Raw genomic sequence first — 23,282 nt, 5'->3', positions numbered from 1 at the left:
GAGCCAGTAGCCCGGGGGGTTCGGGGAGCCAGTAGCCGCCGGTCCACAGGCCGGACAGCCGATGCCCACGCCTTGCGGCCGTCTGCGACAGTGAGACTGTGATTTCCTTCGCGGAGCTGGCCGAAGTAGAAGACATCATCCGTTCCGTCAACGATAAAGCGGTCCTGCCGCGCTTCCGGAGTCTGAACGACTCCGACGTCGCCATGAAGGGCCCGATGGATCCGGTCACGGTCGCCGACCGCGAGGCCGAGGACCTGCTCCGCGAGCGCCTGACGGCGTTCCTGCCGGGCTCGGTCGTGGTGGGCGAGGAGGCGGTGTCCGAGGATCCGTCGGTCCTGGATGCCCTCACCGGCGCCGCGCCGGTCTGGATCGTCGACCCCATCGACGGCACCCGCAACTTCGTCGCCGGTTCCAGCCGCTTCTCCACGCTGGTGGCGCTGGCCGTCGGCGGTGTGCTGCAAGCCTCCTGGACGTATGCGCCGGTGATCGGCCGTATCGGTACCGCGCTGGCTGGGCACGGCGCCCAGGTGGACGGCGTCCCGGCCCGGGTGGCGGCGGGACCGGCTGCCGCCTCGCTGCCGGTCACCACCAGCCATCCGGTGTGGTGGCCTCCCACCTACGGCCGGGCTGTGGACGCGCTGCGCGAGGCGGAGTTGGACGTCCGCTACTTCGACGCCTGCGGCATCGAATACCTCGACCTGGCCATCGGGGCGCGTTCGGCGATGGTGCTCACTTGGGAGCACAGCTGGGACCATGCTGCCGGCCTGCTGCTGGTCTCCGAGGCCGGCGGTCATGCCGCGGCGCTGGACGGCGCGCCGGTGCGGCTGGCGGGCGGCAACGCGCTGCCGTTCGTGGCGGCCACGGACGCGGCGACGACCGGGCGGATCCGGGAGATCATCGTGGAATCCGGGCAGGCGGTCTAGAAGCGAGGCGGTCGGTCATCGGCCGCCTCTCTTGTTCCGTCGTGTATGCCTTGACAGATATATAACCATCAAGGCAAACTCAGGTCATGACAGTAGCCGCAGCCTTCCAAGCGCTGGGCGAACCGCGCCGGCTGGCCATCCTGGAACTGCTCCGCGAAGGCGAGAAATCCGTCGGCGAACTGTCCGACCAGCTGGGCGCGAGCCAGCCGGCCGTCTCCAAGCACCTGCGCGCACTGCGCGAGGCCGGCCTGGTCGAGGTCCGCCCGGAAGCCCAACACCGCTTCTACCGGATACGCCCCGAACCACTGGCCGAGCTCGACGACTGGCTGGGCCAATACCGCTGGCTGTGGAACCGCAGCCTGGACCGCCTGGAAGCACATCTGGACGACCGGAGGAAGACATGAGCGAGGCACACGAAGCATCGTTGACGACCGGTGGCACGCAGGGAGCCGCGATCCGCCTGGAGCGCATACTCCCCGACCCACCCCGCGTGGTCTGGCAGGCCCTGACCGACCGCGACCAACTCAAGACCTGGTTCCCCTGCGACGTGATCGTCGCCGACGGCCACTGGGAGCCCGGGGCCGCCATCACCTTCCCCTTCGGCTCGGAGCCGGACGCCCTCACCATCAAGGGCGAGGTGCTGGAGGCACGGGAGCCGGAGCTCCTGGCGTTCACCTGGGGCGAGGAGACCCTGCGCTTCACCCTGACCCCGCACGGCGAGGGCACCCGGCTGGTCCTGGTCGACGAGCTCCGCCCCGGCATCGCCGCGCGCAACGCCGCGGGCTGGGATTCGTGCCTGGAACTGCTGGCCGGCGGCACCCGCGACAGGGACGCCTGGAAGCCGCGCTTCGAGCGCTACACGGCGCTGTTCGCTCCGACCCTCGGGGAACAGGAGGGCCCGCCGGCCGGTATGGAGTGAGCCTCGCGGTGCTGAACCGCGCAAGATAGTCGCACGACAGAGCCACGTGTCAGAACTCTGACACGTGGCTCTGTCGCGCTAAGGCGCGCGTCAGAATCCTGCTTCTCGGTAGCGGCGCTGTCCCGACCCGACCCGGGACCGGATATGTAAGCGATTCATCACCGACAGTCGCTTTATCGGCCGCGAACATTTCCGCGCCCATCCCATCTCGAAGCACTCGAAGCACTCGAAGCAGCCTCTTGATTCGATCATCGGAGCTAGGGCATCCTGGAAGGCTCGCCAGGCACCGCCAGGACCGCCGGCGTCCGATACGCCGTGCGCCTTCCGCACCGCGTGTGTATATGACGAGCGTTGTTCATCTAAAAGTTCTGTCAAATACTCTATGCACCTTAAGTGCTGATCTGTACTTTCCCTTGTGGGCCAACCGCCCTGCCCTCTCCGAAGACCACAATCAGGAGAACCGGAATGCTCAGATCCGCCATACGCCGCGTCGGGCTCGGCGTGGTCGCCACCGCGACCGCCGCGTCCGGCGCGCTGCTGCTGGTGCCCGCCGCCCACGCCGCCGGGACCTACAACCTGCTGATCCTGCCCGACCAGGGCGAGAACGCGATCTACAACTTCATCAACACCGCGACGAAGACCGTCGACGTCACGATGTACGAGCTGCGCGACACCACCGTCACCTCGGCGCTGGTGAGCAAGGAGAAGGCGGGCGTCAAGGTCCGCGTGATCCTGGACGGCAAGCAGACCACGGTGAACAGCGCCGCCTACAGCGCCCTACAGGCCGGCGGCGTGCCCGTCATCTACAGCTCCTCGGCGTTCACCTACACGCACCAGAAGACGATCACCGTCGACGGTGCGACGTCCTGGATCAGCACCGGCAACCTGGACACCAAGTACTACGCCACCTCGCGTGACTACTCGGTGTTCGACACCGACCAGAACGACGTGTCCGCGGTGGAGCAGGTGTTCGGCGCCGACTTCACCGACACCTCGATCACCCCCAGCGACGGCGACAACCTGGTCTGGTCCCCGACCGACTCCCAGACCCACCTGCTGGCCCTGATCAACGGCGCCACCAAGACCCTGGACGTGCAGGAAGAGGAGTTCCAGGACCCGGCGCTGGTCAGCGCGATCGTGGCGGCGGCGCAGCGCGGTGTGACGGTGCGCTGCGTGCTGGAGAACGAGTCCGGCACGTACAACAGCGAGATCAGCCAGGTCGAGGCGGCCGGCGTCAAGGTCACGCAGTACACGTCGTCGACCGGCTTCTACGTGCACGCCAAGGCCATCGTCGCCGACTACGGCACCGCGAGCGCGAAGGTGTTCCAGGGCTCGGAGAACTTCTCGGACAACTCGCTGAATCACAACCGCGAGCTGGGCCTGATCATCTCCGACGCCGGCGTGCTGACCGGCATCGAGAACACCTTCACCGCCGACTTCAACCAGACGCCCAGCAACGGCGGCGGCGGCACCTCCACCATCGCGGTCAGCAACCCGGGCAACCAGACGGGCACCGTCGGCACCGCGGCCTCGGTCCAGATCGCGGCCTCGGACTCGGCCGCCGGCCAGACCCTGACCTACTCGGCCACCGGCCTGCCGGCCGGCCTGGCCGTCAACAGCGCCACCGGCGCCATCTCGGGCACCCCCACCACCGCCGGCACCGACGCGGTGACCGTCACCGCCACCGACGGCACCGGCGCCACCGGCAGCACCAGCTTCAGCTGGACCGTCAACGCGGCCGGCACCGGCGGCAGCTGCGCAGCCGGCCAACTCCTCGCCGACCCCGGCTTCGAGAACGGCACCAGCGACACCGCCTGGACCACCTCCTCCAGCAGCGTCATCAACAACGACACCACCAGCGAACCGGCCCACACCGGCTCCTGGGACGCCTGGCTCGGCGGCAGCGACAGCACCACCGACACCCTGGCGCAGACCGTCACCCTCCCCAGCGGCTGCACGAACTACACGTTCAGCTTCTGGCTCCACACCGACACCGCCGAGACCAGCAAGACCAAGGCCTACGACACCCTGGCCGTACAGGTCCTCGACGGCGCGGGCAACGCACTGGGCACCGTCCACTCGTTCACGAACCTGAACGCGAACACCGGCTTCGCCCAGCAGACGTACTCGCTGGCGCAGTACGCCGGCAAGACCGTCACCCTGCAGTTCACCGGCAAGAACGACTACGAGGACCCCACCTCGTGGGTCGTCGACGACACCGCGCTCACCGTGAGCTGACGCGTCGTCCCCAGCCGCTCCCGGCCACCGTTCTCGGTGGACGGGAGCGGTTTTCACATGCCGAACTACCTTCGGAACCCTGCTACGGTGTGGAGTCTGATCAAGCTCATAGAGTGACGACCCGGGGGTGGGGCGTGCGGAAACAGGCGTCGGAACGTGACCGCCAGGTGGGGATCCTGAACTACTGGCGCGCCGTCGAGTACTTCAGCCCGCCGACAGTGAAGGGGGTCAACCCCGACCAGAACCGTTACGCCGTCGACCAGAGGCAACCGCTGCCGTGGATGCCCGGTTCCGAGAACAGCCGAAAGAAGCTGCCGCCGGACAAAGTCTGGCAACACACCGTCTACGCGGGCGTCTTCCAGATCAAGCGGGTCCGCGACGCCCTGGAGGAAGTGTTCCGGTCCCCGGACGAGGAGCTCGACTTCGATGGCCGGGTCAAAGGCGAGACGGCCATGCTGTCCTTCACCGTCACCGACGCCGGCCAGCTGATCAAAGCAAGCGCGGCGCTGTCGAACTGCGCGTGGGCCGTCGGCCGGACGCTGTCCCCCGGCCCGCAGGACAAAGGCTGGCTCGACGGCTGGGAGGAGGACTCCGCCCGCGTCCTGGCCAAGCTGCTCGACCTGGGCGACGGCGACGTCGGCATCACGTTCGGCCCCGGGTCCGGAGGCCCCGCCCCGGCGGGAGGCGAGGCGGCCACCGGTCTCGGCCCGATCGCCGGGTCCACCGCGCGCATCCTGCTCGACGCCGCGGCCGGCGGTCTGGAAGCGGCCGCCACCGCTGCGGGCACGGCCGCGGGCGTCGCGGTCGGCGGGGTGGCCGGACCCATCGCCGGCGCGGTCGTGTCCAAGACCCTCAGCGGGATCGGAGACGGGCTCGTCGACGCCGCACGGAGCAAGCTCGGCGCGGACAAGTCGTCGGGCAACGGCTCGGGCGGAGGGAAGGCAGGCACCGTCGCGGCTTCGGACGATGACCATGACGGCGACGACGAACCACCGGCCATCGGCACCGAGGTGCTCACCGTCGACGACCTCGCCGCGATCACCCGGTGGGTCGCCGACGAACTGGGCATCGGCGAGAAGCTGCGACCGGAATACATCAGGGTTGAGAGCAAACAGGTATCCACCAAGAGGGCAGAGCAGAGCTCTGAGGGACTGCTGAGCAGCTTCTTCGCCGAGGATCTGAACAGGGTCTCGAAGGCAGCCGCCAGTGGGGAGATCGGGCGGTCGCTGACCGAGTACCTGCGGTCGGAGGACTCTGTCGACCCCACAAGCCGCGTCGATCTTCGCCGGAGCCTCGATGTGCTCTTCGCCGGGGTGCAGCCGTCCGCATTGCCACTGGGGCGGTGGCCCGGGAAGGCCGAGGAACCACTGGCTCTCAGCCAGCAATTCGCCGTGAACCGGCTGTTCGCCCAACTCGGCGCCCCGGACGCCCGTGGGCTCTACGCCGTCAACGGCCCGCCCGGGACCGGCAAGACGACGATGTTGCGCGACGTCATCGCCGAGGTCGTGGTACGCCGGGCCGAAGTACTGGCGGAACTGGCCAAGGCCGAGGACGCGTTTGCGAAAACTCCGCTGAAGTGGCAGTCGATCGACGGCTCCGGGAAGGTGCAGCGGCGCACCATCCGGCCGCTCATCCCCCGGCTCACCGGCTTCGAGATGCTGGTCGCGTCCTCGAACAACGGCGCCGTCAACAACATCACCCTGGAGATTCCGGGGATGTCGGCGGTCCAGGGGTGGGAATCAGAGGCCTCCTATCTCCGGGGCCCGGCGTCGAATCTGCGCGACGAACCGGTGTGGGGTGCCGTGGCCGCCCGCCTCGGCCGGCGGGCCTACCGGCAGGATTTCGTCGAGGACTTCTGGTGGGCGAACGACAAGAAGAACCGGAAGTCGCCCGGCCTGCAACAGCTGTTGAGACAGCACGAGGACATCAAGCCCGGCGACGTGCCGACCGCCGACGCACCGCTGGGCACCGAGACCTGGGCCCAAGCCAAGAAGCGGTTTCTGGAGGCCCGCCGCCGGGTCGAGAAAATGATCGCCGAGCGCCGGGGGATCGCCGATGCCATGGCCGCCCTGTCCCGGCCCGACGCGACACTGGCGCGTCTGGACACCGAAGCCGGTACCGCACGTCGGCAGTTGGCGGTGCACGAGGCCACACTCGATACGCAGACGGCCGCGTGGGAGGCGGCGCGCAGCGATCGTACGGCGGCCAAGGTCGCTTTGACCGACGCCCGATCGGGATGCCGGTCGGCCGAGGACGCCGCGATGATCGCGCTGACCGGGGTGGAGGCGGCGGAGACGGCCATCGCGGCCTTGGGAAAGCGGCCCGGCCGGATCCGCGACCGCCTGTCCAAGAAGGACCTCCGGGGACAGTGGGAGCGTGACCGGTCGGCGCTGTTGATCGATCTTGAGGCGGCAGACCGGGAACTACAGGCCCGTCACGGCGATCTGGACCTGAGCCATCGCTGCCTGCGAAGCGCGAGCAAGAACGTCACCGACGCCGAGGCCGCGCTGCGGTCCGCAGCCCGGCGCATGGATGACGCCCGGATTCTGGTGGAACACCGGAAGACCACGGTCGGGGCCGTCGATTCCCAGCACCGCGAACGGCTCGCCGAGCTGCGCCTGGCCGAACAGGACGTCGCCAAGGCCCGCGCCCGTTGGGGTGAGTCGGTACCCGGTGACGAATGGGCGGCTCGGTTCGGCGACGTCGACGCCGACGCCGACGCCGACAGCGCCAAGGCCATGCAGATCCGTGAGCTGTCCGCGCCGTGGATGGACCCGGAACTCGCCGAGGCCCGGACCCGTTTGTTCCTGGCAGCGCTCGATCTGCACCGGGCCGTCCTGGTCAACGCGCCCAAGCTGGTGCGCACGAACCTGTTGGCCGCGATGGAGATCGTCAAGGGCACGGCGCCGGCCGACCTGGCCGCGGCCACGGTGCTGGCCGGCTGGCAGATGCTGTTCCTGGTGGTCCCGGTCGTCTCCTCCACCTTCGCGTCCATCGGCCGGATGCTCCCCCGGCTCGGATCCGAGTCGCTGGGCTGGCTGTTCGTCGACGAGGCGGGTCAGGCCGCGCCACAGCAGGCGGTCGGGGCGCTGTGGCGGTTCCGGCGCGCGGTGATCGTCGGCGACCCGCTGCAACTGGAGCCGGTGGTGACCCTGCCGTGGACGGCACAGACCCGGCTGGCCCGCCGGTTCGAGGTCCGCGACGAATGGGCGCCGAGCCGCGCGTCGGCACAGGCGCTCGCGGACCGGGTCGCCACGTACGGCACCTGGCTGAGCGGCGTCGGCGGAGAGCAGACTTGGGTCGCCTCCCCGCTGCGCGTCCACCGCCGCTGCGACCGGCTGATGTTCGAGGTCAGCAACGAGATCGCCTACGACGGGATGATGGTCTACGGGGTCAAGCGCGGCAACGAGTACCCGTTCCTGGCCCGCTCCGGGTGGTCACACATCGCGGCCCGGCCCGGCGGCGACAAATGGAACCCGACCGAAGGCGACCGGGTCGTCGAGATCCTGAAGTCCTTGGGGAACCAGATCTCCGCGCGGCTGAAGGCGGATGCGCCGCAGGATTGGGACGACCTCGAAGCCTTGCGGCACGAGGTACGTCGCCAGATGGCCCAGAGCGTCTTCGTCGTGAGCCCGTTCGTCGATATCGCGAACGGGCTCCAGCGCCTCCTGCCCGAATGGCTGCCCAGGGACAAGGACACCGACAGAGTCGGCACGGTCCACGTCACGCAGGGCAAGGAGGCCGACGTGGTCATCATGGTCCTGGGAACAGCCACCGACCAGCCGGGTTCGCGGCGGTGGGCCGCACAACGGCCGAACCTGCTGAACGTGGCCGTGACCCGCGCCAAGCGCCGGCTGATCGTCGTGGGAGATCACGACAACTGGTCCCCGCTCCCCTTCTTCTCCGTCTTGGCGAACCACGAACTCCTCGGCGACGTCGTCGGACTCGACTAGGCCGCGAACCCGTTGAAGTACCTGTCGGCCTCGGCCAGGACTCCACCCTCGGCGAATCCCTCCGGCGTCGCGTACCCATACGCGAAACGTCGTCGGCCGAAATAGAGCCCAGGGCCGCCCCTCAGAACACCTCGGCGTGCTCCCGCGCCCAACTCCGAAAATCGCGCGCCTTGTGCCCGGTCACGGCCTCGACATCCGCGCTCACCGGATGCGGCCGCTCCAGCGACTGCTCCCAGAGCTTCAGGATGTCGTCCAGGATCGGCGCCGGGACGTGCCCGCTCATCTGCGCTCGCGCCTGCTCGGCCGGGATCTCGACGTAGCGGATCGGGCGGCCCAGCACCTCGCCGAGGATGCGCGCCTGGTCCGCGTGCGTCAGCAGTTCCGGGCCGGTCAGCCGGTACGCCTTGGCGTCGTGCCCCTCGCCGGTCAGGGCGGCGACGGCGGCGTCCGCGATGTCCGCCTCGTGGATCACGGGTGCGGCGGCCTTCGCGTAGGCGCCGTGGATCTCGTCGCCGTTCTTGGTCTGGTACGACCAGGGCAAGAGGTTGGTGGCGAAGGTGTCCGGCCGCAGGAAGGTCCAGCGCATCCCGGACGCCCGCAGCAGCTGCTCGATCTCGTGGTGCCGGGCGGCGATCGGGCCGTCCTGCACCTGCGCCTCGTCGTCGACCGCACCGGACGACAGCAGCACCACGCGGCGCACCCCGGCCGCCTGCGCCGCGCCGACGAAGTCCGCGCCGAGGCCCGGAGCCGCGAACAAGAACACTGACTCGACCCCGTCGAGCGCCGGGCCCAAAGACGCCGCGTCCACCAGATCCCCCGCGACCGCCCGCGTCCCGAACGGCCACTGGACCTGCTCGGGCCGGCGGCTCAGGGCCCGCACCTCGCGCCCCTCGGCGGCCAGCCGCTCGACGACGATCCGCCCGACGTTCCCGGTCGCGCCCGTAATCAGGATCATGAGATCTCCAGCCCTTGAAGCATGAACGGCGCCCGCCCCGGGCCCGCGTCAGCGACACTAGGAACACTCGCGGACAGCTTCTGTCCTCGATCCGCACGGGATCCCATCGGATTCCACCGGATTCCAAGGAGTCGCCGCCCATGCTCCAGACCTCGGCCCGGCTCCTCCGCCTGCTCTCCCTGCTCCAGTCCCGCCCCGACTGGCCCGGTACCGAACTCGCCGAACGCCTCGGCGTCACGACCCGCACCGTCCGCCGCGACATCGACCGGTTGCGCGACCTCGGCTACCCCGTGGACTCCACGCCGGGGATCGCCGGCGGGTACCGGCTCGGCGTCGGCGCGGCCCTTCCGCCCCTGCTGCTGGACGATGACGAGGCGGTGGCCGTGGCAGTGGGCCTGCGCGCCGCGGCCGCCGGTTGGGTGACCGGGATGGACGAGAGCTCGCTGCGGGCCCTGAGCAAGATCGAAAAGATCCTGCCCTCCCGCCTCCGGCACCGCGTCAACGGCTTGCAGTCCGCGATCATGCTGCTCCCCGGCGACTGCCCGGTCGTGGACGCCGACGTTCTCACCGCCCTGGCCGCGGCCTGCCGCGCGCACGAAGGCGTCCGCTTCGGCTACCGCGACGCCACCCGCCGCGTCGAGCCCTACCGCCTGGTCCGCGCCGGCCGGAACTGGTATCTGCTGGCCTACGACCTGGACCGCGACGACTGGCGCACCTTCCGCGTGGACCGCCTCACCGCCCCGGTCCAGCCCGGTCCCCGCTTCACCCCGCGCCCGGAACCCGAGGGGGACGCGGCCAAGTACGTCGCCGACTCCCTCGCCCGCGCGCCGTACCGGTATCAGGCCACGATCTTGTTCCACGCCCCGCTGGAGCAGGTCGCGCAGACCTCGTCCCCGACCGCCGGGCGACTCGAAGCCCGCGACGAGCACTCCTGCCTGTACTACACCGGCGCCGAGGTCCTGGAAGCCATCGCCGTGTACATCGTGCTCAAGGGGTTCGAGTTCGAGGTGCTGGATCCGCCGGAGCTGAAGGAGTTCGTGGCCGGGTTGGCGGACCGGCTCGCGCGGTCCGTGGCGGGAGCGGAATAGGCGCCGTGTATACGAATACGAATACGGCCCTCCCCCTCAGTCCTCGCTCTGCCCGGTCATCTTCCGCGGATCGACGATCGCGTCGAACGCCTCGGCCGTGAGCCATCCGCTCCGCACCGCCGCCTCGCGCAGCGTCGTCCCCTCGGCGTCGGCCGTGTGCGCGATCTGCGCCGCCCGGTCGTAGCCGATCTCCGGCGTCAGCGCGGTCACCAGCATCAGCGAGCGCCCCAGGTCCCGGTCGATCCGGTCCCGGTCCAGCTCGATGCCCTCCAGGCAGTACACCCGCAGGTTCCGCACGGCGTCAGTGAGGATCCGCGCGGAGTGCAGGAAGGAGGAGGCGATCAGCGGCCGCATGGTGTTCAGCTCGAAGTTGCCCAGGCCGGCGGCGGTGGCCAGCGCGCTGTCGTCGGCCATTATCCGCAGGCAGACCATCATCGTGGCCTCGCACTGCGTCGGGTTGACCTTGCCGGGCATGATCGAGCTGCCCGGCTCGTTCTCCGGCAGCCGCAGCTCGCCCAGGCCGTTGCGGGGGCCGGAGCCGAGCCAGCGGATGTCGTTGGCGATCTTGAGCAGGGCGGCGGCCACGCCGCGCAGCCCGGCCGAGGCCGCGACCATCGCCTCGGCGCCGGCCAGCGCGGCGAACTTGTTGGGCGCGGTGACGAACGGCTCGCCGGTCAGCTGGGCGAGCTCGGCGGCGAACCGCTCGGCGAAACCGGGCGGGGCGTTCAGGCCGGTGCCGACGGCCGTGCCGCCGGCCGCCAGCTCGTACAGGCCCGGCAGCGCCGATTCCAGCCGGTCGGTCGCGGCGGCGATCTGCGCCGCGTAGCCGGACCACTCCTGGCCGACGGTGAGCGGGACGGCGTCCTGCAGGTGCGTGCGGCCGGTCTTGGGGACGTCGGCCCACAGCCGTGCCTTGTCGTCCAGGACCGCGTGCAACGTCCTGAGCTCGGGCAGCACGTGGTTGCGCAACGCCAGCACCGCGGCGACGTGGGTCGCGGTCGGGAAGCTGTCGTTGGAGGACTGGCCGAGGTTGACGTGGTCGTTCGGGTGGACCGGGGACTTGCTGCCCAGGGTGCCGCCGACCAGCTGGATGGCGCGGTTGCTGATGACCTCGTTGACGTTCATGTTGGTCTGGGTGCCCGAGCCGGTCTGCCAGACGTAGAGCGGGAAGTGCTCATCGAGGTCGCCGGCGATGACCTCGGCGGCGACCCGGGCGATCAGGTCGGCCAACCACCGCGGCAACCGCCCGGCCTCGCCGTTGACCAGGGCCGCGGCCATCTTGACGTAGCCGTAGGCATGGTGGATGCCCTGCGGCATGTGGTCGTCGCCGACCGTGAAGTGCTCCAGCGAGCGCTGGGTCTGGGCGCCCCAGTAGCGGTCGGCGGGGACCTCGATCGCCCCCATCGCGTCGGTCTCCCGTCGGGTGCCGGTCGCGTCGATGCCCACCGGGAGGTCCAGGATCTCCGGAGGGGTCCGCTGCTCCGAGTCCGTCATGCGACCTCCAGTCCGGGACGCCAGAATTCCGATGCAGTAACGCTAGCGGCCCAGCGTCGACTGTGCCTTCCGGGCAGGCCCGGCGGCGCGAGAGCATGGAGGCTGGCCGGCCCGCACTACTGAACGCCCCCGACCGGGGGTAGGAGGTGACCGTGTACGACACGACAATGTCCCGACGCGGCTATGGGATCTCGACGAACACCCTGTTCGCGCGCACCATGGCCTTCGTCGCCGCCACGGCGGCCCTGTTCGCGCTCGGCGCCTACGCCGGCCGGAACCTGTCCAACGCCGCGGTCTTCATCGGCTTCATCGCGGCCTTCGTCTGCCTGATCGCGATGCGCTTCACGGCCGCGCGCTCGCCGCAGGCCACGGTGGTACTGCTCGGCGCCTTCGGCCTGCTGATGGGCATCGCGATGTCCCCGACGCTGGTCTACTACGCGACCGCGAATCCCAAGGCCCTGTGGCAGGCCGGCGCCGCGACCGCGCTGTTCATCGGCGCGTTGGGCTCGGCCGGGTACGCCACCGAGCGCGACCTGTCCGGCGTGGCCCGGGCCAGCTTCTGGGCCCTGGTGGCGCTGCTGGTCTTCGGGGTGGTCGCGATCTTCGTGAACATCCCGCACGCCTCGGTCATCTACAGCGTGGCCGGCCTGGTGATCTTCGCCGGGTTCACGCTGGTGGACTTCCAGCGGCTGCGCCGGTCCCAGAACATCGCCTCGGCCCCGTTGCTGGCCGCGTCGATCTTCCTGGACATCCTGAACGTGTTCTTGTTCTTCCTCAGCCTGTTCGGCGGGGGCGGGCGCCGGAACTGACCGCTGTCCCGGCTCCGCCACACCTCTGCCGTACTCTGCCGTACCCCCGCCGCACCCCCCATGTGGGCTAGTCGGGACTAGTTCACACAGGCGATGCCGTCCTTCGTCGTGGTGTCGGACTGCTGCTGCTTCGGCACGGCAGCCAGTCCGGCCCGGACGACCGAGTCTTGCTGGCTGTCAGCGCCGGTGCCGGAGCTGGTGTCTGTGCCGGAGTCGGTGCCTGCGCTGGAGCCGGAGGTGGTGCCGGTGCCAGTGTCGGCGCTGGTGCCGCTCCCGCTACCCGAATCGCTGGCCGTCCCCGACTTCGCATCCGAGAAGTACGTCTTCATCGCCGCCTGGATCTTCACCGGATCGACCATGTTCACGTCCTGCCCGTCGCGGGTGGCGAAGCCCTCGATCGGCAGCGTGTGGAACTGGATCCGGCCGGCCTTCAAGCTCCCGGCCTTGGAGACCAGCGACAACACGTCGAAGCTGTTGTCCACCACGACGTCCCGCTTCACCGCGTCGATCAGGTCCGAGAGCTTGCCGACGTCCGACAGCACGCCGTCGTCGGAGAGCTTGCGCTGCACCGCGGACAGGAACGCCTGCTGCCGCCGGGTCCGGTCCAGGTCGCCGCCGGGCAGGCCGTGCCGCTGCCGGACGAAGGCCAGCGCCTTCGAGCCGTCCAGGGTCTGCACCCCGGCCGGGAAGTCGGCACCGGAGTAGTCGTCCTGCACCGCCTTGTTCAGACACACGGTCACCCCGCCGAGCGCCACCGCGACGTCGTAGAACCCAGCCAGGTTGACCTCGGCGAAGTGGTCGATCGGCACGTTCAGCAGGCTCTGCACCGCGGCGATCGCCGAGGCCCGCCCGGCCTCGCGCCCCGCGGCCTCCAGCGCGTCCCCGGTCGGGCCGCCGGGGGTCTTGACCAGCGCGGTCTCCTGCGCCGCCTTGGCCCGGCCGTACGCCTCCTTGATCTTGTGCCAGCCCAGGTTCGGGATGTCGACCCAATCGTCGCGCGGGATCGACACCGCCGTGGCCGGCGAACCGTCGGCCGGGACGTGCAGCAGAATCAGGGTGTTGGTGTTGTAGCCGCCGATGTCGCTGGAGGAGCCGGCGTGCAGCTTGTCCAGCATCGCGGCCGGCAGGTCGTGGCCCTGGTTGTCCTTGCGCGAGTCCAGGCCCATCAGCAGGATGTTGACCGAGCCGTCGTGCGACTTGGGGATGGTGCCGCCGAGCGCCGCCGAGCGCTGGAAGCCGCCGTCCACCGCGGCCCGCAGCCACGCCCCGGTGACACTGATCAGCAGCACCGACATCGACATGGTCGAGGCCGTGGCCCACAGCCAGCGGGAGCGCCGGCTCCGGGGCTCCGGCTGCCGCGACCGGACCCGGGGCCCAGGCCGGGGGCCTTGGGGACCGCGGGGTCCTCGCGGTCCTTGGGCTCCCCGCCTCTGTGCTTCCCGACGCTGCGCTTCCCGCCCCGGCGTTTCCCGACTCAGGGCTTCACGACCCTGGGCTTCGCGACCCTGGGCTTCCCGACCCTGGGCTCCGGCGGCGTTCGGCGTTCCCGCTGATGGTTCGTGCACAGATCCAGCAAACCGCGTGAGGCGGCGTCGGCCGCGGGCGACACGCCTGGGTGTTTGAGAGGGTTCGGCTACTTTAGGCGTTTGTGAGCCTTTACACGTCTATGCGCCACCCGCACGTCCACATGCGGCGCCGGCACGGCCACGCCCGTATCGAGCACGAGTACATCGGGATCAGCGGCCGGCTCGCGGCATGGATCACCCGCAGGCTGGGGTCGATGTGGACGGTCTACGCGTGCGTGGCGGTCACCGCGGTGTGGATGCTGCTGGGCTCGCGGGCACTGTTCGGCTTCGACCCGTATCCGTACCCGTTCATGCTGTTCCTGGGCAACGTGGCGCAGCTGCTCCTGGTCTTCGTCATCCTGCTCGGCCAACAGATCCTCGGCCGGACCGGCGACCGGCGCGCGATCCAGACCTTCGAGGACGCCGAGGCGATCCTGCACGACTGCGCACAGATCCAGAACCACCTGATCGCCCAGGACCGACACCTGGCGGCGTGCGTGGTTCTGGACGAGACCGAACAATTCCAGCTCACCGCCGCCGCCGAACGCTTCGCCGCCCCACCCTCGATGGCCGACGAACACATCAGCCTCAACGCACGCCTGGCCGCCCGCATCACGGAGCGCTGCGGCAGCATGCGGGCCTTCTACCTGGCGGCGGCGTTCCAGCTGGGGTGGATCGTGCTGGCGGAGGCCGGCCTGCTGCACTTCGACCCCTACCCGTTCGCGTTCCTGCTCTTCCTGTCCAGCCTCGCGCAGCTGCTGCTGATGTTCGTCATCATGCTCGGCCAGCAGGTCATCGGCCGCGCCGCCGACCGCCGCGCCGAGATGACGTTCCGCGACGCCGAGGCGGTGCTGCACGCCTGCGAGCGGCTCCAGGCACACCTGCGAGCTCAGGACCTCGCGATCCGGCATGTGGTGGAGCACATGACGGCGTGCGGGACGGAGGAGCCCGCGTGAGCGACGGGCAGATCTGGCCGGTCAGATCTGGCCGGTCAGATCAGGCCCGTCGCGACGAGACCGCCGATAAGCAGCAGCGTGCCGGCGGTGAGCAGGTTGGCGCCGCGGTCGATCCAGGACGCGGTCACGAGCTTGGCCCCGGTCGCGGCAGCCACGGTCAGGCCGACGATCGTGGCGATGGTGGCCCCGGCGAACGCGGTGAGGGAGCCGACCGCAGCGCCGGTGCCCAGGGCGCCGGCGGCTAGGAAGACCGGCAGGATCGTGAGGTCCGGGGAGGCCGCCGCGCCGAAGGGGATCAGGACGGCGAGGCGGTCTCGGTTGTGGTCTCGGTCGTGGTGGCTGAGGTCGTCGCCATGGCCATGGCTGTGGTCGTCGCCATGGCCATGGCTGTGGTCATCGTGGCCGTGGTCATGGTGGTCGTGGCCGTGACCATCAGCCCCGTGATTGTGCCCATCAGCCCCATGACTGTGCCCATCAGGCCCGTGACTATGCCCATGACCACGCCCGACAAGCTCCATACCCAAGAACACCAACCCGGTGACCAGCAGAATCCCCCCGATCACCAAATCAGCGTGCCGCGAAACCGTGTCCCGGAACTGCAACCCGACCACGATCAGCACCGCACCGAGCAACAGCGAGACCAGCACATGCGTGACCCCGGCGGCCAGCGACAGCCGCACCGTCCTCCGCGTCGAATAGCGCCGGGTCCGGGACAGCACCGCCAACGGCATCCAGTGATCGGGCATGACCGCGTGGCCGAACCCGACTCCGGCGGCGGCAAGCATCAGGGCGGGAAGCGTCTTCACGACCGCCAGCATAGCTTCACATCTTCGCATTGGCGAATATGAGCAGGTATCGCAAGGCGCTCTCACCTGCGAAAACCTCGCAGGTGAGAGCTCACCGCGCCACCACCGCCGTCTCCACCCCGGCCCGCGTCAGCTTCTCCGGGTTCAGCACGTAGTACATCCCGGCGATCCGCTCGTCCTCGACGTGCAGCGCCATGATCCCGTCGAGCACGCCGTCCACCCGCACCAGCAGCCCGGGGTGGCCGTTGACGTCCGTCAGCTCGGTCGTGACCTCCACCCCCGCCTTGCGGATCCCGCCGAGCACGTAGCGCACCACCCGCTCCGCGCCGCTGATCGGCCGCAGCCCCGCGCGCCGCACCCCGCCGCCGTCGCCGATCAGCACGGCCTGCGGGGCGAGGACGTCCATCAGCCCCTGCATGTCCTGCGTCTCCAGCGCCCGCTGGAACGCCGCCACCGCGGCCTGCGCAGTACGCTGCGACGCCGACGTGCGCGGCCGCCGCGCGTCCACGTGCCGCCGGGCCCGGTGCGCGATCTGCCGGACGGCCGCCGGGCTCTTGCCGACGGCCGCCGCGATCTCGTCGTAGTCCACGTCGAACGCCTCGCGCAGGACGAATACCGCACGCTCGGTCGGCGACAGCGTCTCCAGAACCAGCATCAGCCCGATCGACAGGTTCTCGGCCAGCTCGAAGTCCTCCGCCACGTCCGGCGTGGTCAGCAGCGGCTCGGGCAGCCAGGTCCCGACGTAGGCCTCGCGCCGCCGCTTCACCGTCCGCAGCCGGTTCAGCGCCTGCCGCGTGGTGATGCGAATCAGGTAGGCACGCTGGTCCTGCACCTGGTCCAGGTCCACCTCGACCCAGCGCAGCCAGGTCTCCTGCAACACGTCCTCGGCATCGGCGGCCGAACCGAGGACTTCGTAGGCGACCGTGAACAGCAGATTGCGCAGGCCGACGAAGGTCTCGGTGGCTGCCGGGTTCATCGGGGCGTCAGCGCCTTCCCGCCCAGCTCCTTCCCGCCCAGCGCCTCCACCCGCTCCCGGCGCTCGGAGTCCTTCGTCCACCACGTGTGCTTGCCCGGCTTGCGGCCCTCCGTCTTCAGCTGCCAGACCGTGCCCCTGCATATGAACTCCTTGATCCGAGCGCCGACGCGGCCACCGATGTAGATGCTCTTGGGCGTGTCGTCCTTGTGCAACATCTGGAAGACCCCCGCACGCCGGCCCAGGCTGACGCACAGCGCGACGAAGCCCACGTCGATCGCCGCCGGCTCCCGACCCGCGAGCCGGGCCAGGATCGTCTCGGCGGCCTGCGGGCCGAGCTGCACCGCCGACTGGCAGCTCATCCGCAGCGGCATCCCGGACGGCGCCGCCGAGTCCCCGGCCGCCACGATCCGCGGGTCGTCCACGCTGGTCAGCGTCTCGTCGGTGAGCAGCCGGCCGACGGCGTCGGTGCTCAGGCCGCTGCGCGCGGCCAGATCCGGGACGCTGAACCCGGCGGCCCAGATGGTGATCGCGCTCGGCAGCTCGCGGCCGTCGGCCAGCCGCACCGCGTCCCGCTCCACCGCCGTCACCATCGAGCCGGGGCCGTCGACGATCCTCACGCCGAGCTTGGCCAGGTGCCGCGCCACCGAAGCCCGGCCCTTCTCGGGCAGCGACGGGCCGAGTGGTCCGCCGCACACCAACGTCACCGCGCGGCCCTGCTCGGCGAGTTCGGCGGCCGTCTCGATGCCCGCCGGACCGGCGCCGACCACCGTCACCGCGACGGTCCCCGGCTGGGCGTCCAGCACCGGCTTCAACCGCTTCGCCTGCTCCAAGCTCGCGATCGGATAGCCGGACTCTGCGACGCCGGGCACGTCCGCGCCGCTGCTGGCACTGCCGACGGCGTAGACGAGGTAGTCGTAGCGCAGCGCCGCACCGTCGGCCAGCGCCGCGGTGCGGTTCGCGGCGTCGATCCGGGTCACGGTGTCGACCACCAGCCGGACCCGCTGATTCAGGACTCTGCCGTAGTCGGCGAGCGCGGAGTGGGTCCCGGCCACGGCCTGGTGCAGCCGGATGCGCTGGACGAAGTCCGGGCGCGGGTTGACCAGCGTGACGTTCACGTCGTCCCGCTGGGTCAGGCGGTTGGCGGCCATGACGCCGGCGTAGCCGCCGCCGATCACGACGATTTCGGTGGGCGCTTCGGTGGGCGTTTCGGTGGGCATGGTGTCCTCCTCGGTTCTCGCTCTTCGGCCCCAGGACACCGGGTGATCGATTTTTGTGACGCGATGTGACCCAGATCACACTGGGCCAAATAGCCTGCGCACAGATAGTCTGCGCATAGACTAATTCGCCAACGGGAGGGAAGCGCCATGTGGAACTACGAATTCAGCGCCGAGGCCGAGGTCACCGCGCACGCCGTGTGGACGCTGTGGGCCGACCCGCTGGGCTGGCACACGTGGAACGACGGAGCCGGCAAGGTCGAGATGGAAGGGCCGTTCGCCGCCGGGACCCGCTTCACGATGACGCCGCCCGGCGAGGACCCGATCCGGATGAGGATCACCGAAGTGGTGCCGGACCAGGCGTGGGTCGACGTCTGCGAGTGGCCGGGGCTGGTCATCACCACGCACCACCTGATCGAGGAGATCGGTGACGGCCGGACGAAGGTGGTCTACCGGACCGAGATCACCGGCGAGGCGGCCGATGAGGCCGGGCCGGAGGTGGGGCCGCAGATCTGTGCCGACTTCCCGGAGGTCGTCGGGGCACTGCTGGAACGGGCGGCGAGCGCGTGACGGCCGACGGTCCGGCGGGCTCCAGCGCCCGTGGCGGCCCCGCCGACCACCCCGGTTTCCTCCTCTGGCGCGTCACCCTCCGCTGGCAACGCGAAATCGCCGCGGTCCTGGCGCCGCTGGACCTCACCCACGTCCAGTTCGTCCTCCTCGCCTGCACCTACTGGCTCAACGAGCAAGGCCTGGTCCCGAACCAGGCGACCGTCGCCGAGCAGGCCGGCACCGACGTCAAGATGACCTCGCAGGTGATCCGCACCCTGGAAACCAAGGGCCTGATCACCCGCGAGGTCGACCCGGCCGACACCCGCGCGCGCCGCCTGCGCGTGACGCCGACCGGAGCCGGCCTCGCGCCGCGCGCCATGGCCGCTGTCGAAGCGACCGACGCAGCGTTCTTCGATCCCGTGACCCACGCCCACGCCATCAGCATGCTGACCAAGCTGGCCCACATCGAGGATGGCGGCTGACAGCGTGCGGGTTGGTGGCGGGGCGCTCTAAGCCTTCGGCCGTCCCAGCCGCCCGCCGGCCAGCTCGATCCGCCGTTCCACCTTGATCTCCGCCAGGAATCGCTCGTCGTGGCTGACGACGATGAATGCCCCCTGATATCCGTTCAGCGCGTTCTCCAACTGCCCCACGCTGACCAGATCCAGGTTGTTCGTAGGCTCGTCCAGCAGGAGCAAGTGCGGAGCGGGTTCGGCGTACAGCACGCAAGCCAGCGTCGCGCGCAGCCGCTCTCCCCCGGACAGCACCCGCACCGGCAGGTGAATACGCGCGCCACGAAACAGGAATCGCGCCAGGACGTTCAGCCGCTGCGAATCGGGCAGCGACGGCGCGAAGGCCGCGAAGTTCTCGACGATCGTCCGGTCGTCGTCCAGCAGGTCCAGTCGCTGGGACAGGTACGCCACGCGTCCCTCGGCGCGCCGGATCGTCCCGCTGTCGGGCTCCAGATCGCCGTCGACCAGCCGCAGCAGCGTCGACTTGCCCGCGCCGTTCCCGCCGGACAGCGCGATGCGCTCCGGTCCGCGGATCGTCAGGTCCACCCCGTCGCCGGCGAAGATCTCGGTCTCGCCGAGACGCTTGCGTACCTGCTCGGCGACGAACAGCGTGCGGCCGGCCGGGACCTGCGTATCCGGCAGGTCGAGCGCGATGCCCTGATCGGCGCGTATCGCCTTGGCCGCCTGGTCGGCACGCTCTTTGGCCTCGCTGACCCGCGAAGCGTGCATCGTATGCGCCGTGCCCGCGGACTTCTCGGCGCTGCGCTTCATGTTCCCGGCGAAGATCCTGGGGAGCCCGGCGTTCTTGAGGTTCTTCGACGCATTACTGGCCCGCCGATCGGCCCGCTCGCGCGCCTGCTGCATCTCCCGCTTCTCGCGCTTGAGTTCCTGTTCTGCGTTACGCAGGTTGCGCTCAGCGGTCTCCCGCTCGGCTGTGACAGCCTCCTCATATGCGCTGAAGTTGCCGCCGTAGAAGCGGATCTCGCCGCCTTCGAGCTCTGCGATGCGGTCCATCCGGTCCAGCAGTTCGCGGTCGTGGCTGACCACCAGGACGCAGCCGCGCAGGCTGTCCAGGACGTCGTAGAGCCTCTGGCGGGCGCCGGCGTCCAGATTGTTGGTCGGCTCGTCGAGCAGCAGCACGTCCGGCCGCCGCACCAGCAGCGCGGCCAGGCCGAGCGAGACCACCTGGCCGCCGCTGAGCGTGCCGAGCGGTTCCCGGAGCGAGACGTCCCCGAGACCGAGCCGGTCGAGTTCCACGCGGGCCCGGTCCTCGACGTCCCAGTCGTCGCCGATCGTGGTGAAGTGCCGCTCGTCGGTGTCCCCGGCCTCGATCGCGTCCAGCGCGGCGATCACCTCGGCGACGCCGAGCACTTCGGCGACCGTGCGGCCGGCGGTCAGCGGCAGGTCCTGCGGGAGGTAGCCGAGTTCGCCGGCGACGGTCACCGAGCCGGCGGCCGGGGTGAGCGCGCCGGCGATCAGCCGGAGCAGGGTGGACTTCCCGGCGCCGTTCGGGGCGACCAGGCCGACGCGTTCGGACTCGACGGTGAAACTGAGGTCGTGGAAGACGGGAGTGTCGTCAGGCCAGGTGAAGGACAGGGCGGAGACGACGACAGGGGAAAATGCCATGAAGGTGCCTTCGAGGAGAAGCGACGAGGTGAGGCGAGAGGGCGTTCGAGTCGCGGATCAGATGATCGGAACGCGCTCGGCAGCCCGGGACATCAGTGGGTGATGTCGTCGCTCAGCATGTCGGCCTCCTCGGTCGGGACGTTCAGCAACGTAACACGCGCCGCGTCTCCGAGCGGACCGAATTATTCGGCCCTGATTCGGCCCTGGACTATTCGGCCCTGACTCGGCCCTGACTCGGCCCTGATCATTCGGCCCTGCCCGATTACTCGGCGATTCAGATTCAGTCCAGGGCTTCCTGGACCTGCTGCACGACCCGCCACATCGGGGTCCCACGGCGCGCGACGACCACCATGACCTCGTCCTCCGGCTCCGCGGCGCCGGGAGCGGAGGGGACGTCGTCGGTGTAGGTCGCGTAGACCCATTCGAGGGCGTGCTCGACCAGTTCGGCGGGGTCGCCTTGGCCGTCGGAGCGGAGCCAGCCACGCAGCGCGTGGTTGTGAGCGGCGACTACGGCTGCTGATACGACGTCGGCACGGAGGCCGCCGTCGGCGCGTCCGGCGTAGCGGGTGCGCAGGAAGGCGGCGAGGGCGCTCTCGTAGCGACGGACGACGGACAGCTCATGGGTGCGCAGCGCCGGGACCTGGCGGGTCAGCTTGTAGCGGGCCAGGGAGAACTCGGGGTCGGCAGCGTACATGGCCAAGACCATGCGGGCCGCGTCGCAGACCCGGGCCACGGGGTCCTCGGCGAAGCCGGATTCGTCGGCGAGGAAGTCCGACATCCGGCGAAGCGTGCCCTCGTGATCGGGGAAGACCACCGACTCCTTGGAGGGGAAGTACCGGAAGAAGGAGCGGCGGCCGACCCCGGCCCGGGCCACGATGTCGTCGACGGTGGTGGCGTCGAAGCCGTGTTCGGCGAACAGGGCCAGGGCTGCCGAGACCAGGGCGTCGCGCATTGCCGGTCGGGGCTCGGCGGGGGGCTGGTCGGCGGCCATGGGTGGACGGTAACACCACGTGAGGGGACACCCGAAGCCGGTGCGTGATGCATCACATAACGCCTGCGGACATATCCGCTACTGCATCTGCGACTGCGTCCGCGGCCACATCTACTTGCTACAGGTGGTTCATCTCCCACTTGCTATGTGTGGTTCATCCCCAGGAAGGCCGCCGCGTTCATATCAACAATCGATTTCGCCTGCTCATCCGCCAACCCGGCCGCGAAGAGGTACTCGACGTGGTCCCGAAGCGAAGGCCCCTGCTCAAAGGGGTAGTCGGTGCCCAGCAGCAGGCGGTCGGGCCCGACGACCTCCGCGGTCAGGCGCAGGGCCGCCGGGAGCGGGTTGGCGGTGTCGTAGGCGATGCCGCGCATCAGCTGGCCGGCGCTCGGGGCGTCGTTCGGCAGGTACCAGTCCCGGTGCCGGTCCAGGCGCTGGATGAGGAACGGCAGGTAGCCGCCCATGTGCGGGGCGATGACGCGGATGCCCGGGTACTTGACCGTGAGGCCGGCCTGGAACAGCTGCAGGATCGCGATCGAGACCTCGGCGGCGTGGCCGATCACCCAGTCGAGCTTGGCCGCCTGCATCAGTGAGGAGCCGGCCGAGTCGCCGTTCGGGTGCACGAACAGGACCGCGTTGCGCCTGTTCAGGGCGGCGAAGAGCGGCTCGAAATCGGGGTGGCTCAGGGGGCGGCCGAGAATCGAGGTGCCGACCGCGGCGCCCGGCATGCCGTCCTGCTCTATGGCCCGGTTGAGCTCGTCGACGGAGGCCAGGATGTGCGGCAGCGGGAGCGTGGCCAGGGCGCGGAAGCGGTCCGGGTGCTGCGCCGCGGTGTGCGCCAGCGCCAGGTTCGCACACCTGGCCGCCTCCACGGCCGCGGTCGGGTCGCCGGTGTAGGGGCCTTGCGGGCAGGTCGAGAGCAGCTGCACGTCCACGCCGACCGCGTCCATCGCCGCCAGCCGCAGGCCCAGCTCCCGCTCACTGTCCCCGCCGCCCAGCTCCCGGACCTCGCGCGTGCCGTCACCGCCGTCGCCCCGCATCTCGTCCAGCAGATCCAGGTAAACGGCGGGGAACAGGTGCGCGTGGACATCGACTCTCATGCCGCCAGGCTGGCGCGGGCGCGCGCCAGCGGCGTCCCGGGACCACGCCACACCCGGCCGTCCGGACGAAGCCGACCCCGGCGTTGCCCCGAACGGCTGCCTCCACCGGCGCACCCCGGGCCCCCGTACCGAAGGCTCATACAAGACCCGCGTACACGGCCCGGCGCCACCCGGCCCGAGCCCTCCTCGAAAGGCGGAACGCCATGGCCGATACCCCGGACCTGGGCAAACTCTGGAAGCAGCTGACCGACAACGTCGGCGGCGGCGTGAGCGAGGCCCTGGACAAGCTGAAGAAGAGCAGCATCGGCGAGCAGGTACAGTCCTGGATCGGCAAGGGCGAGAACAAGCCGGTCAACGCCGACCAGGTCACCCAGGCCATCGGCCAGGACCAGATGGAGCAGATCGCCCAGCAGGCCGGCACCACCCCCGAGCAGGCGGCCCAGGCCATGGCCGACAAGCTCCCCGGCATGGTGGACAAGATGACCCCCGACGGCCAACTCCCCAACCCCCAGTCCATCAAGGACAACGTGGCCGGCGCCCAGAACACAACCACCACCGCGACCGCCATGGGCACCGCCGCCACAGGCCAGGCCACCCCCCGCCCCGAAGCC

The 23,282-nt window shown here is 70.0% G+C and carries 20 protein-coding genes; 11 read left to right on the top strand and 9 right to left on the bottom strand.

The window, feature by feature from the left end; all coding sequences use genetic code 11:
- Positions 1 to 98 precede the first annotated feature (98 nt).
- From IZR01_RS34455 to IZR01_RS53665, 5 genes are all read left to right on the top strand, one after another.
- Positions 99 to 923: an inositol monophosphatase family protein gene (locus IZR01_RS34455; protein WP_323746462.1), complete on the top strand. Its 825-nt coding sequence runs from the start codon at positions 99 to 101 to the stop codon at positions 921 to 923.
- Between the two features lie 86 nt (positions 924 to 1,009).
- Entirely contained in the window at positions 1,010 to 1,327 is a 318-nt protein-coding gene (locus IZR01_RS34450) for an ArsR/SmtB family transcription factor (RefSeq protein WP_194926283.1), read from the top strand.
- Positions 1,324 to 1,842 (top strand): SRPBCC domain-containing protein, encoded by a 519-nt coding sequence (locus IZR01_RS34445; protein WP_194926282.1) that lies wholly within the window; start codon positions 1,324 to 1,326, stop codon positions 1,840 to 1,842. The genes IZR01_RS34450 and IZR01_RS34445 overlap by 4 nt, the downstream gene beginning before the upstream one ends.
- A 465-nt stretch (positions 1,843 to 2,307) precedes the next feature.
- Positions 2,308 to 4,080, top strand: a complete 1,773-nt coding sequence (locus IZR01_RS51330) for a phospholipase D-like domain-containing protein (protein WP_228560812.1) — start codon at positions 2,308 to 2,310, stop codon at positions 4,078 to 4,080.
- 113 nt (positions 4,081 to 4,193) lie between these two features.
- Positions 4,194 to 8,033, top strand: coding sequence for a DEAD/DEAH box helicase (locus IZR01_RS53665; RefSeq protein ID WP_194926281.1), 3,840 nt, complete (start codon positions 4,194 to 4,196; stop codon positions 8,031 to 8,033).
- A gap of 121 nt (positions 8,034 to 8,154) precedes the next feature.
- Here the strand turns inward: IZR01_RS53665 and IZR01_RS34430 are convergent, their stop codons facing one another.
- Positions 8,155 to 8,988 (bottom strand): NAD(P)H-binding protein, encoded by an 834-nt coding sequence (locus tag IZR01_RS34430; protein WP_194926280.1) that lies wholly within the window; start codon positions 8,986 to 8,988, stop codon positions 8,155 to 8,157.
- A 140-nt stretch (positions 8,989 to 9,128) separates the two neighbouring features.
- Between IZR01_RS34430 and IZR01_RS34425 the strand changes: the two genes are divergently transcribed.
- Positions 9,129 to 10,076 carry a helix-turn-helix transcriptional regulator gene (locus IZR01_RS34425; protein WP_194926279.1) on the top strand — a complete coding sequence of 316 codons (948 nt, stop codon included), beginning with the start codon at positions 9,129 to 9,131 and terminating at the stop codon, positions 10,074 to 10,076.
- A 36-nt stretch (positions 10,077 to 10,112) separates the two neighbouring features.
- Here the strand turns inward: IZR01_RS34425 and IZR01_RS34420 are convergent, their stop codons facing one another.
- On the bottom strand, positions 10,113 to 11,570 hold the full coding sequence (locus tag IZR01_RS34420; protein WP_194926278.1) for a class II fumarate hydratase: 1,458 nt from the start codon (positions 11,568 to 11,570) through the stop codon (positions 10,113 to 10,115).
- A gap of 152 nt (positions 11,571 to 11,722) precedes the next feature.
- Between IZR01_RS34420 and IZR01_RS34415 the strand changes: the two genes are divergently transcribed.
- Positions 11,723 to 12,379 carry a Bax inhibitor-1/YccA family protein gene (locus IZR01_RS34415; protein ID WP_194896152.1) on the top strand — a complete coding sequence of 219 codons (657 nt, stop codon included), beginning with the start codon at positions 11,723 to 11,725 and terminating at the stop codon, positions 12,377 to 12,379.
- Positions 12,380 to 12,456: 77 nt separating this feature from the next.
- Here IZR01_RS34415 and IZR01_RS34410 read toward each other — a convergent pair whose 3' ends face one another.
- Positions 12,457 to 13,680, bottom strand: a complete 1,224-nt coding sequence (locus IZR01_RS34410) for an LCP family protein (RefSeq protein ID WP_194926277.1) — start codon at positions 13,678 to 13,680, stop codon at positions 12,457 to 12,459.
- A gap of 347 nt (positions 13,681 to 14,027) precedes the next feature.
- Here IZR01_RS34410 and IZR01_RS34405 point away from each other — a divergent pair, with 347 nt between their 5' ends.
- The gene (locus IZR01_RS34405) at positions 14,028 to 14,900 is read left to right on the top strand and encodes a DUF1003 domain-containing protein (protein ID WP_194896150.1); all 873 of its coding nucleotides are present in this window, start codon (positions 14,028 to 14,030) and stop codon (positions 14,898 to 14,900) included.
- A gap of 35 nt (positions 14,901 to 14,935) precedes the next feature.
- Here IZR01_RS34405 and IZR01_RS34400 read toward each other — a convergent pair whose 3' ends face one another.
- From IZR01_RS34400 to IZR01_RS34390, 3 genes are all read right to left on the bottom strand, one after another.
- On the bottom strand, positions 14,936 to 15,706 hold the full coding sequence (locus IZR01_RS34400; protein ID WP_323747176.1) for a hypothetical protein: 771 nt from the start codon (positions 15,704 to 15,706) through the stop codon (positions 14,936 to 14,938).
- Positions 15,707 to 15,797: 91 nt separating this feature from the next.
- Positions 15,798 to 16,682, bottom strand: coding sequence for an RNA polymerase sigma-70 factor (locus IZR01_RS34395; RefSeq protein ID WP_194926275.1), 885 nt, complete (start codon positions 16,680 to 16,682; stop codon positions 15,798 to 15,800).
- Positions 16,679 to 17,899 (bottom strand): NAD(P)/FAD-dependent oxidoreductase, encoded by a 1,221-nt coding sequence (locus IZR01_RS34390; protein ID WP_194926274.1) that lies wholly within the window; start codon positions 17,897 to 17,899, stop codon positions 16,679 to 16,681. The genes IZR01_RS34395 and IZR01_RS34390 overlap by 4 nt, the downstream gene beginning before the upstream one ends.
- Before the next feature lie 147 nt (positions 17,900 to 18,046).
- Here IZR01_RS34390 and IZR01_RS34385 point away from each other — a divergent pair, with 147 nt between their 5' ends.
- Both IZR01_RS34385 and IZR01_RS34380 read left to right on the top strand, forming a co-directional pair.
- The gene (locus IZR01_RS34385; RefSeq protein WP_194896146.1) at positions 18,047 to 18,466 is read left to right on the top strand and encodes an SRPBCC family protein; all 420 of its coding nucleotides are present in this window, start codon (positions 18,047 to 18,049) and stop codon (positions 18,464 to 18,466) included.
- A complete protein-coding gene (locus IZR01_RS34380) occupies positions 18,463 to 18,927 on the top strand; it encodes a MarR family winged helix-turn-helix transcriptional regulator (RefSeq protein ID WP_194926273.1) in 465 nt (154 codons plus the stop codon). The genes IZR01_RS34385 and IZR01_RS34380 overlap by 4 nt, the downstream gene beginning before the upstream one ends.
- Before the next feature lie 27 nt (positions 18,928 to 18,954).
- Here IZR01_RS34380 and abc-f read toward each other — a convergent pair whose 3' ends face one another.
- The 3 genes from abc-f to IZR01_RS34365 form a co-directional block, all read right to left on the bottom strand.
- Complete coding sequence (gene abc-f / locus IZR01_RS34375) at positions 18,955 to 20,580, bottom strand: ribosomal protection-like ABC-F family protein (RefSeq protein WP_194926272.1); 1,626 nt, start codon at positions 20,578 to 20,580, stop codon at positions 18,955 to 18,957.
- A 280-nt stretch (positions 20,581 to 20,860) separates the two neighbouring features.
- Positions 20,861 to 21,571, bottom strand: coding sequence for a TetR family transcriptional regulator (locus IZR01_RS34370; RefSeq protein WP_194896143.1), 711 nt, complete (start codon positions 21,569 to 21,571; stop codon positions 20,861 to 20,863).
- Positions 21,572 to 21,714: 143 nt separating this feature from the next.
- Positions 21,715 to 22,671, bottom strand: coding sequence for an amidohydrolase family protein (locus tag IZR01_RS34365; protein WP_194896142.1), 957 nt, complete (start codon positions 22,669 to 22,671; stop codon positions 21,715 to 21,717).
- 203 nt (positions 22,672 to 22,874) lie between these two features.
- Between IZR01_RS34365 and IZR01_RS34360 the strand changes: the two genes are divergently transcribed.
- Positions 22,875 to 23,282: YidB family protein (locus IZR01_RS34360; protein ID WP_194926271.1), on the top strand; the 408-nt coding region annotated here is incomplete at its 3' end.

It is taken from the genome of Catenulispora pinisilvae (genome assembly GCF_015356865.1).
Lineage (GTDB): Bacteria > Actinomycetota > Actinomycetes > Streptomycetales > Catenulisporaceae > Catenulispora > Catenulispora pinisilvae.
This window is presented reverse-complemented; position numbering and strand designations above follow the sequence as displayed.

Excerpts from the sequence above, each read along its gene's own strand:
- IZR01_RS34450 (WP_194926283.1), top strand. The coding sequence starts at position 1,010 with ATGACAGTAGCCGCAGCCTTCCAAGCGCTGGGCGAACCGCGCCGGCTG.
- IZR01_RS34445 (WP_194926282.1), top strand. The coding sequence starts at position 1,324 with ATGAGCGAGGCACACGAAGCATCGTTGACGACCGGTGGCACGCAGGGA.
- IZR01_RS51330 (WP_228560812.1), top strand. The coding sequence starts at position 2,308 with ATGCTCAGATCCGCCATACGCCGCGTCGGGCTCGGCGTGGTCGCCACC.
- IZR01_RS34430 (WP_194926280.1), bottom strand. The coding sequence starts at position 8,988 with ATGATCCTGATTACGGGCGCGACCGGGAACGTCGGGCGGATCGTCGTC.
- IZR01_RS34425 (WP_194926279.1), top strand. The coding sequence starts at position 9,129 with ATGCTCCAGACCTCGGCCCGGCTCCTCCGCCTGCTCTCCCTGCTCCAG.
- IZR01_RS34420 (WP_194926278.1), bottom strand. The coding sequence starts at position 11,570 with ATGACGGACTCGGAGCAGCGGACCCCTCCGGAGATCCTGGACCTCCCG.
- IZR01_RS34410 (WP_194926277.1), bottom strand. The coding sequence starts at position 13,680 with ATGTCGATGTCGGTGCTGCTGATCAGTGTCACCGGGGCGTGGCTGCGG.
- IZR01_RS34395 (WP_194926275.1), bottom strand. The coding sequence starts at position 16,682 with ATGAACCCGGCAGCCACCGAGACCTTCGTCGGCCTGCGCAATCTGCTG.
- IZR01_RS34390 (WP_194926274.1), bottom strand. The coding sequence starts at position 17,899 with ATGCCCACCGAAACGCCCACCGAAGCGCCCACCGAAATCGTCGTGATC.
- IZR01_RS34385 (WP_194896146.1), top strand. The coding sequence starts at position 18,047 with ATGTGGAACTACGAATTCAGCGCCGAGGCCGAGGTCACCGCGCACGCC.
- abc-f (WP_194926272.1), bottom strand. The coding sequence starts at position 20,580 with ATGGCATTTTCCCCTGTCGTCGTCTCCGCCCTGTCCTTCACCTGGCCT.
- IZR01_RS34370 (WP_194896143.1), bottom strand. The coding sequence starts at position 21,571 with ATGGCCGCCGACCAGCCCCCCGCCGAGCCCCGACCGGCAATGCGCGAC.
- IZR01_RS34365 (WP_194896142.1), bottom strand. The coding sequence starts at position 22,671 with ATGAGAGTCGATGTCCACGCGCACCTGTTCCCCGCCGTTTACCTGGAT.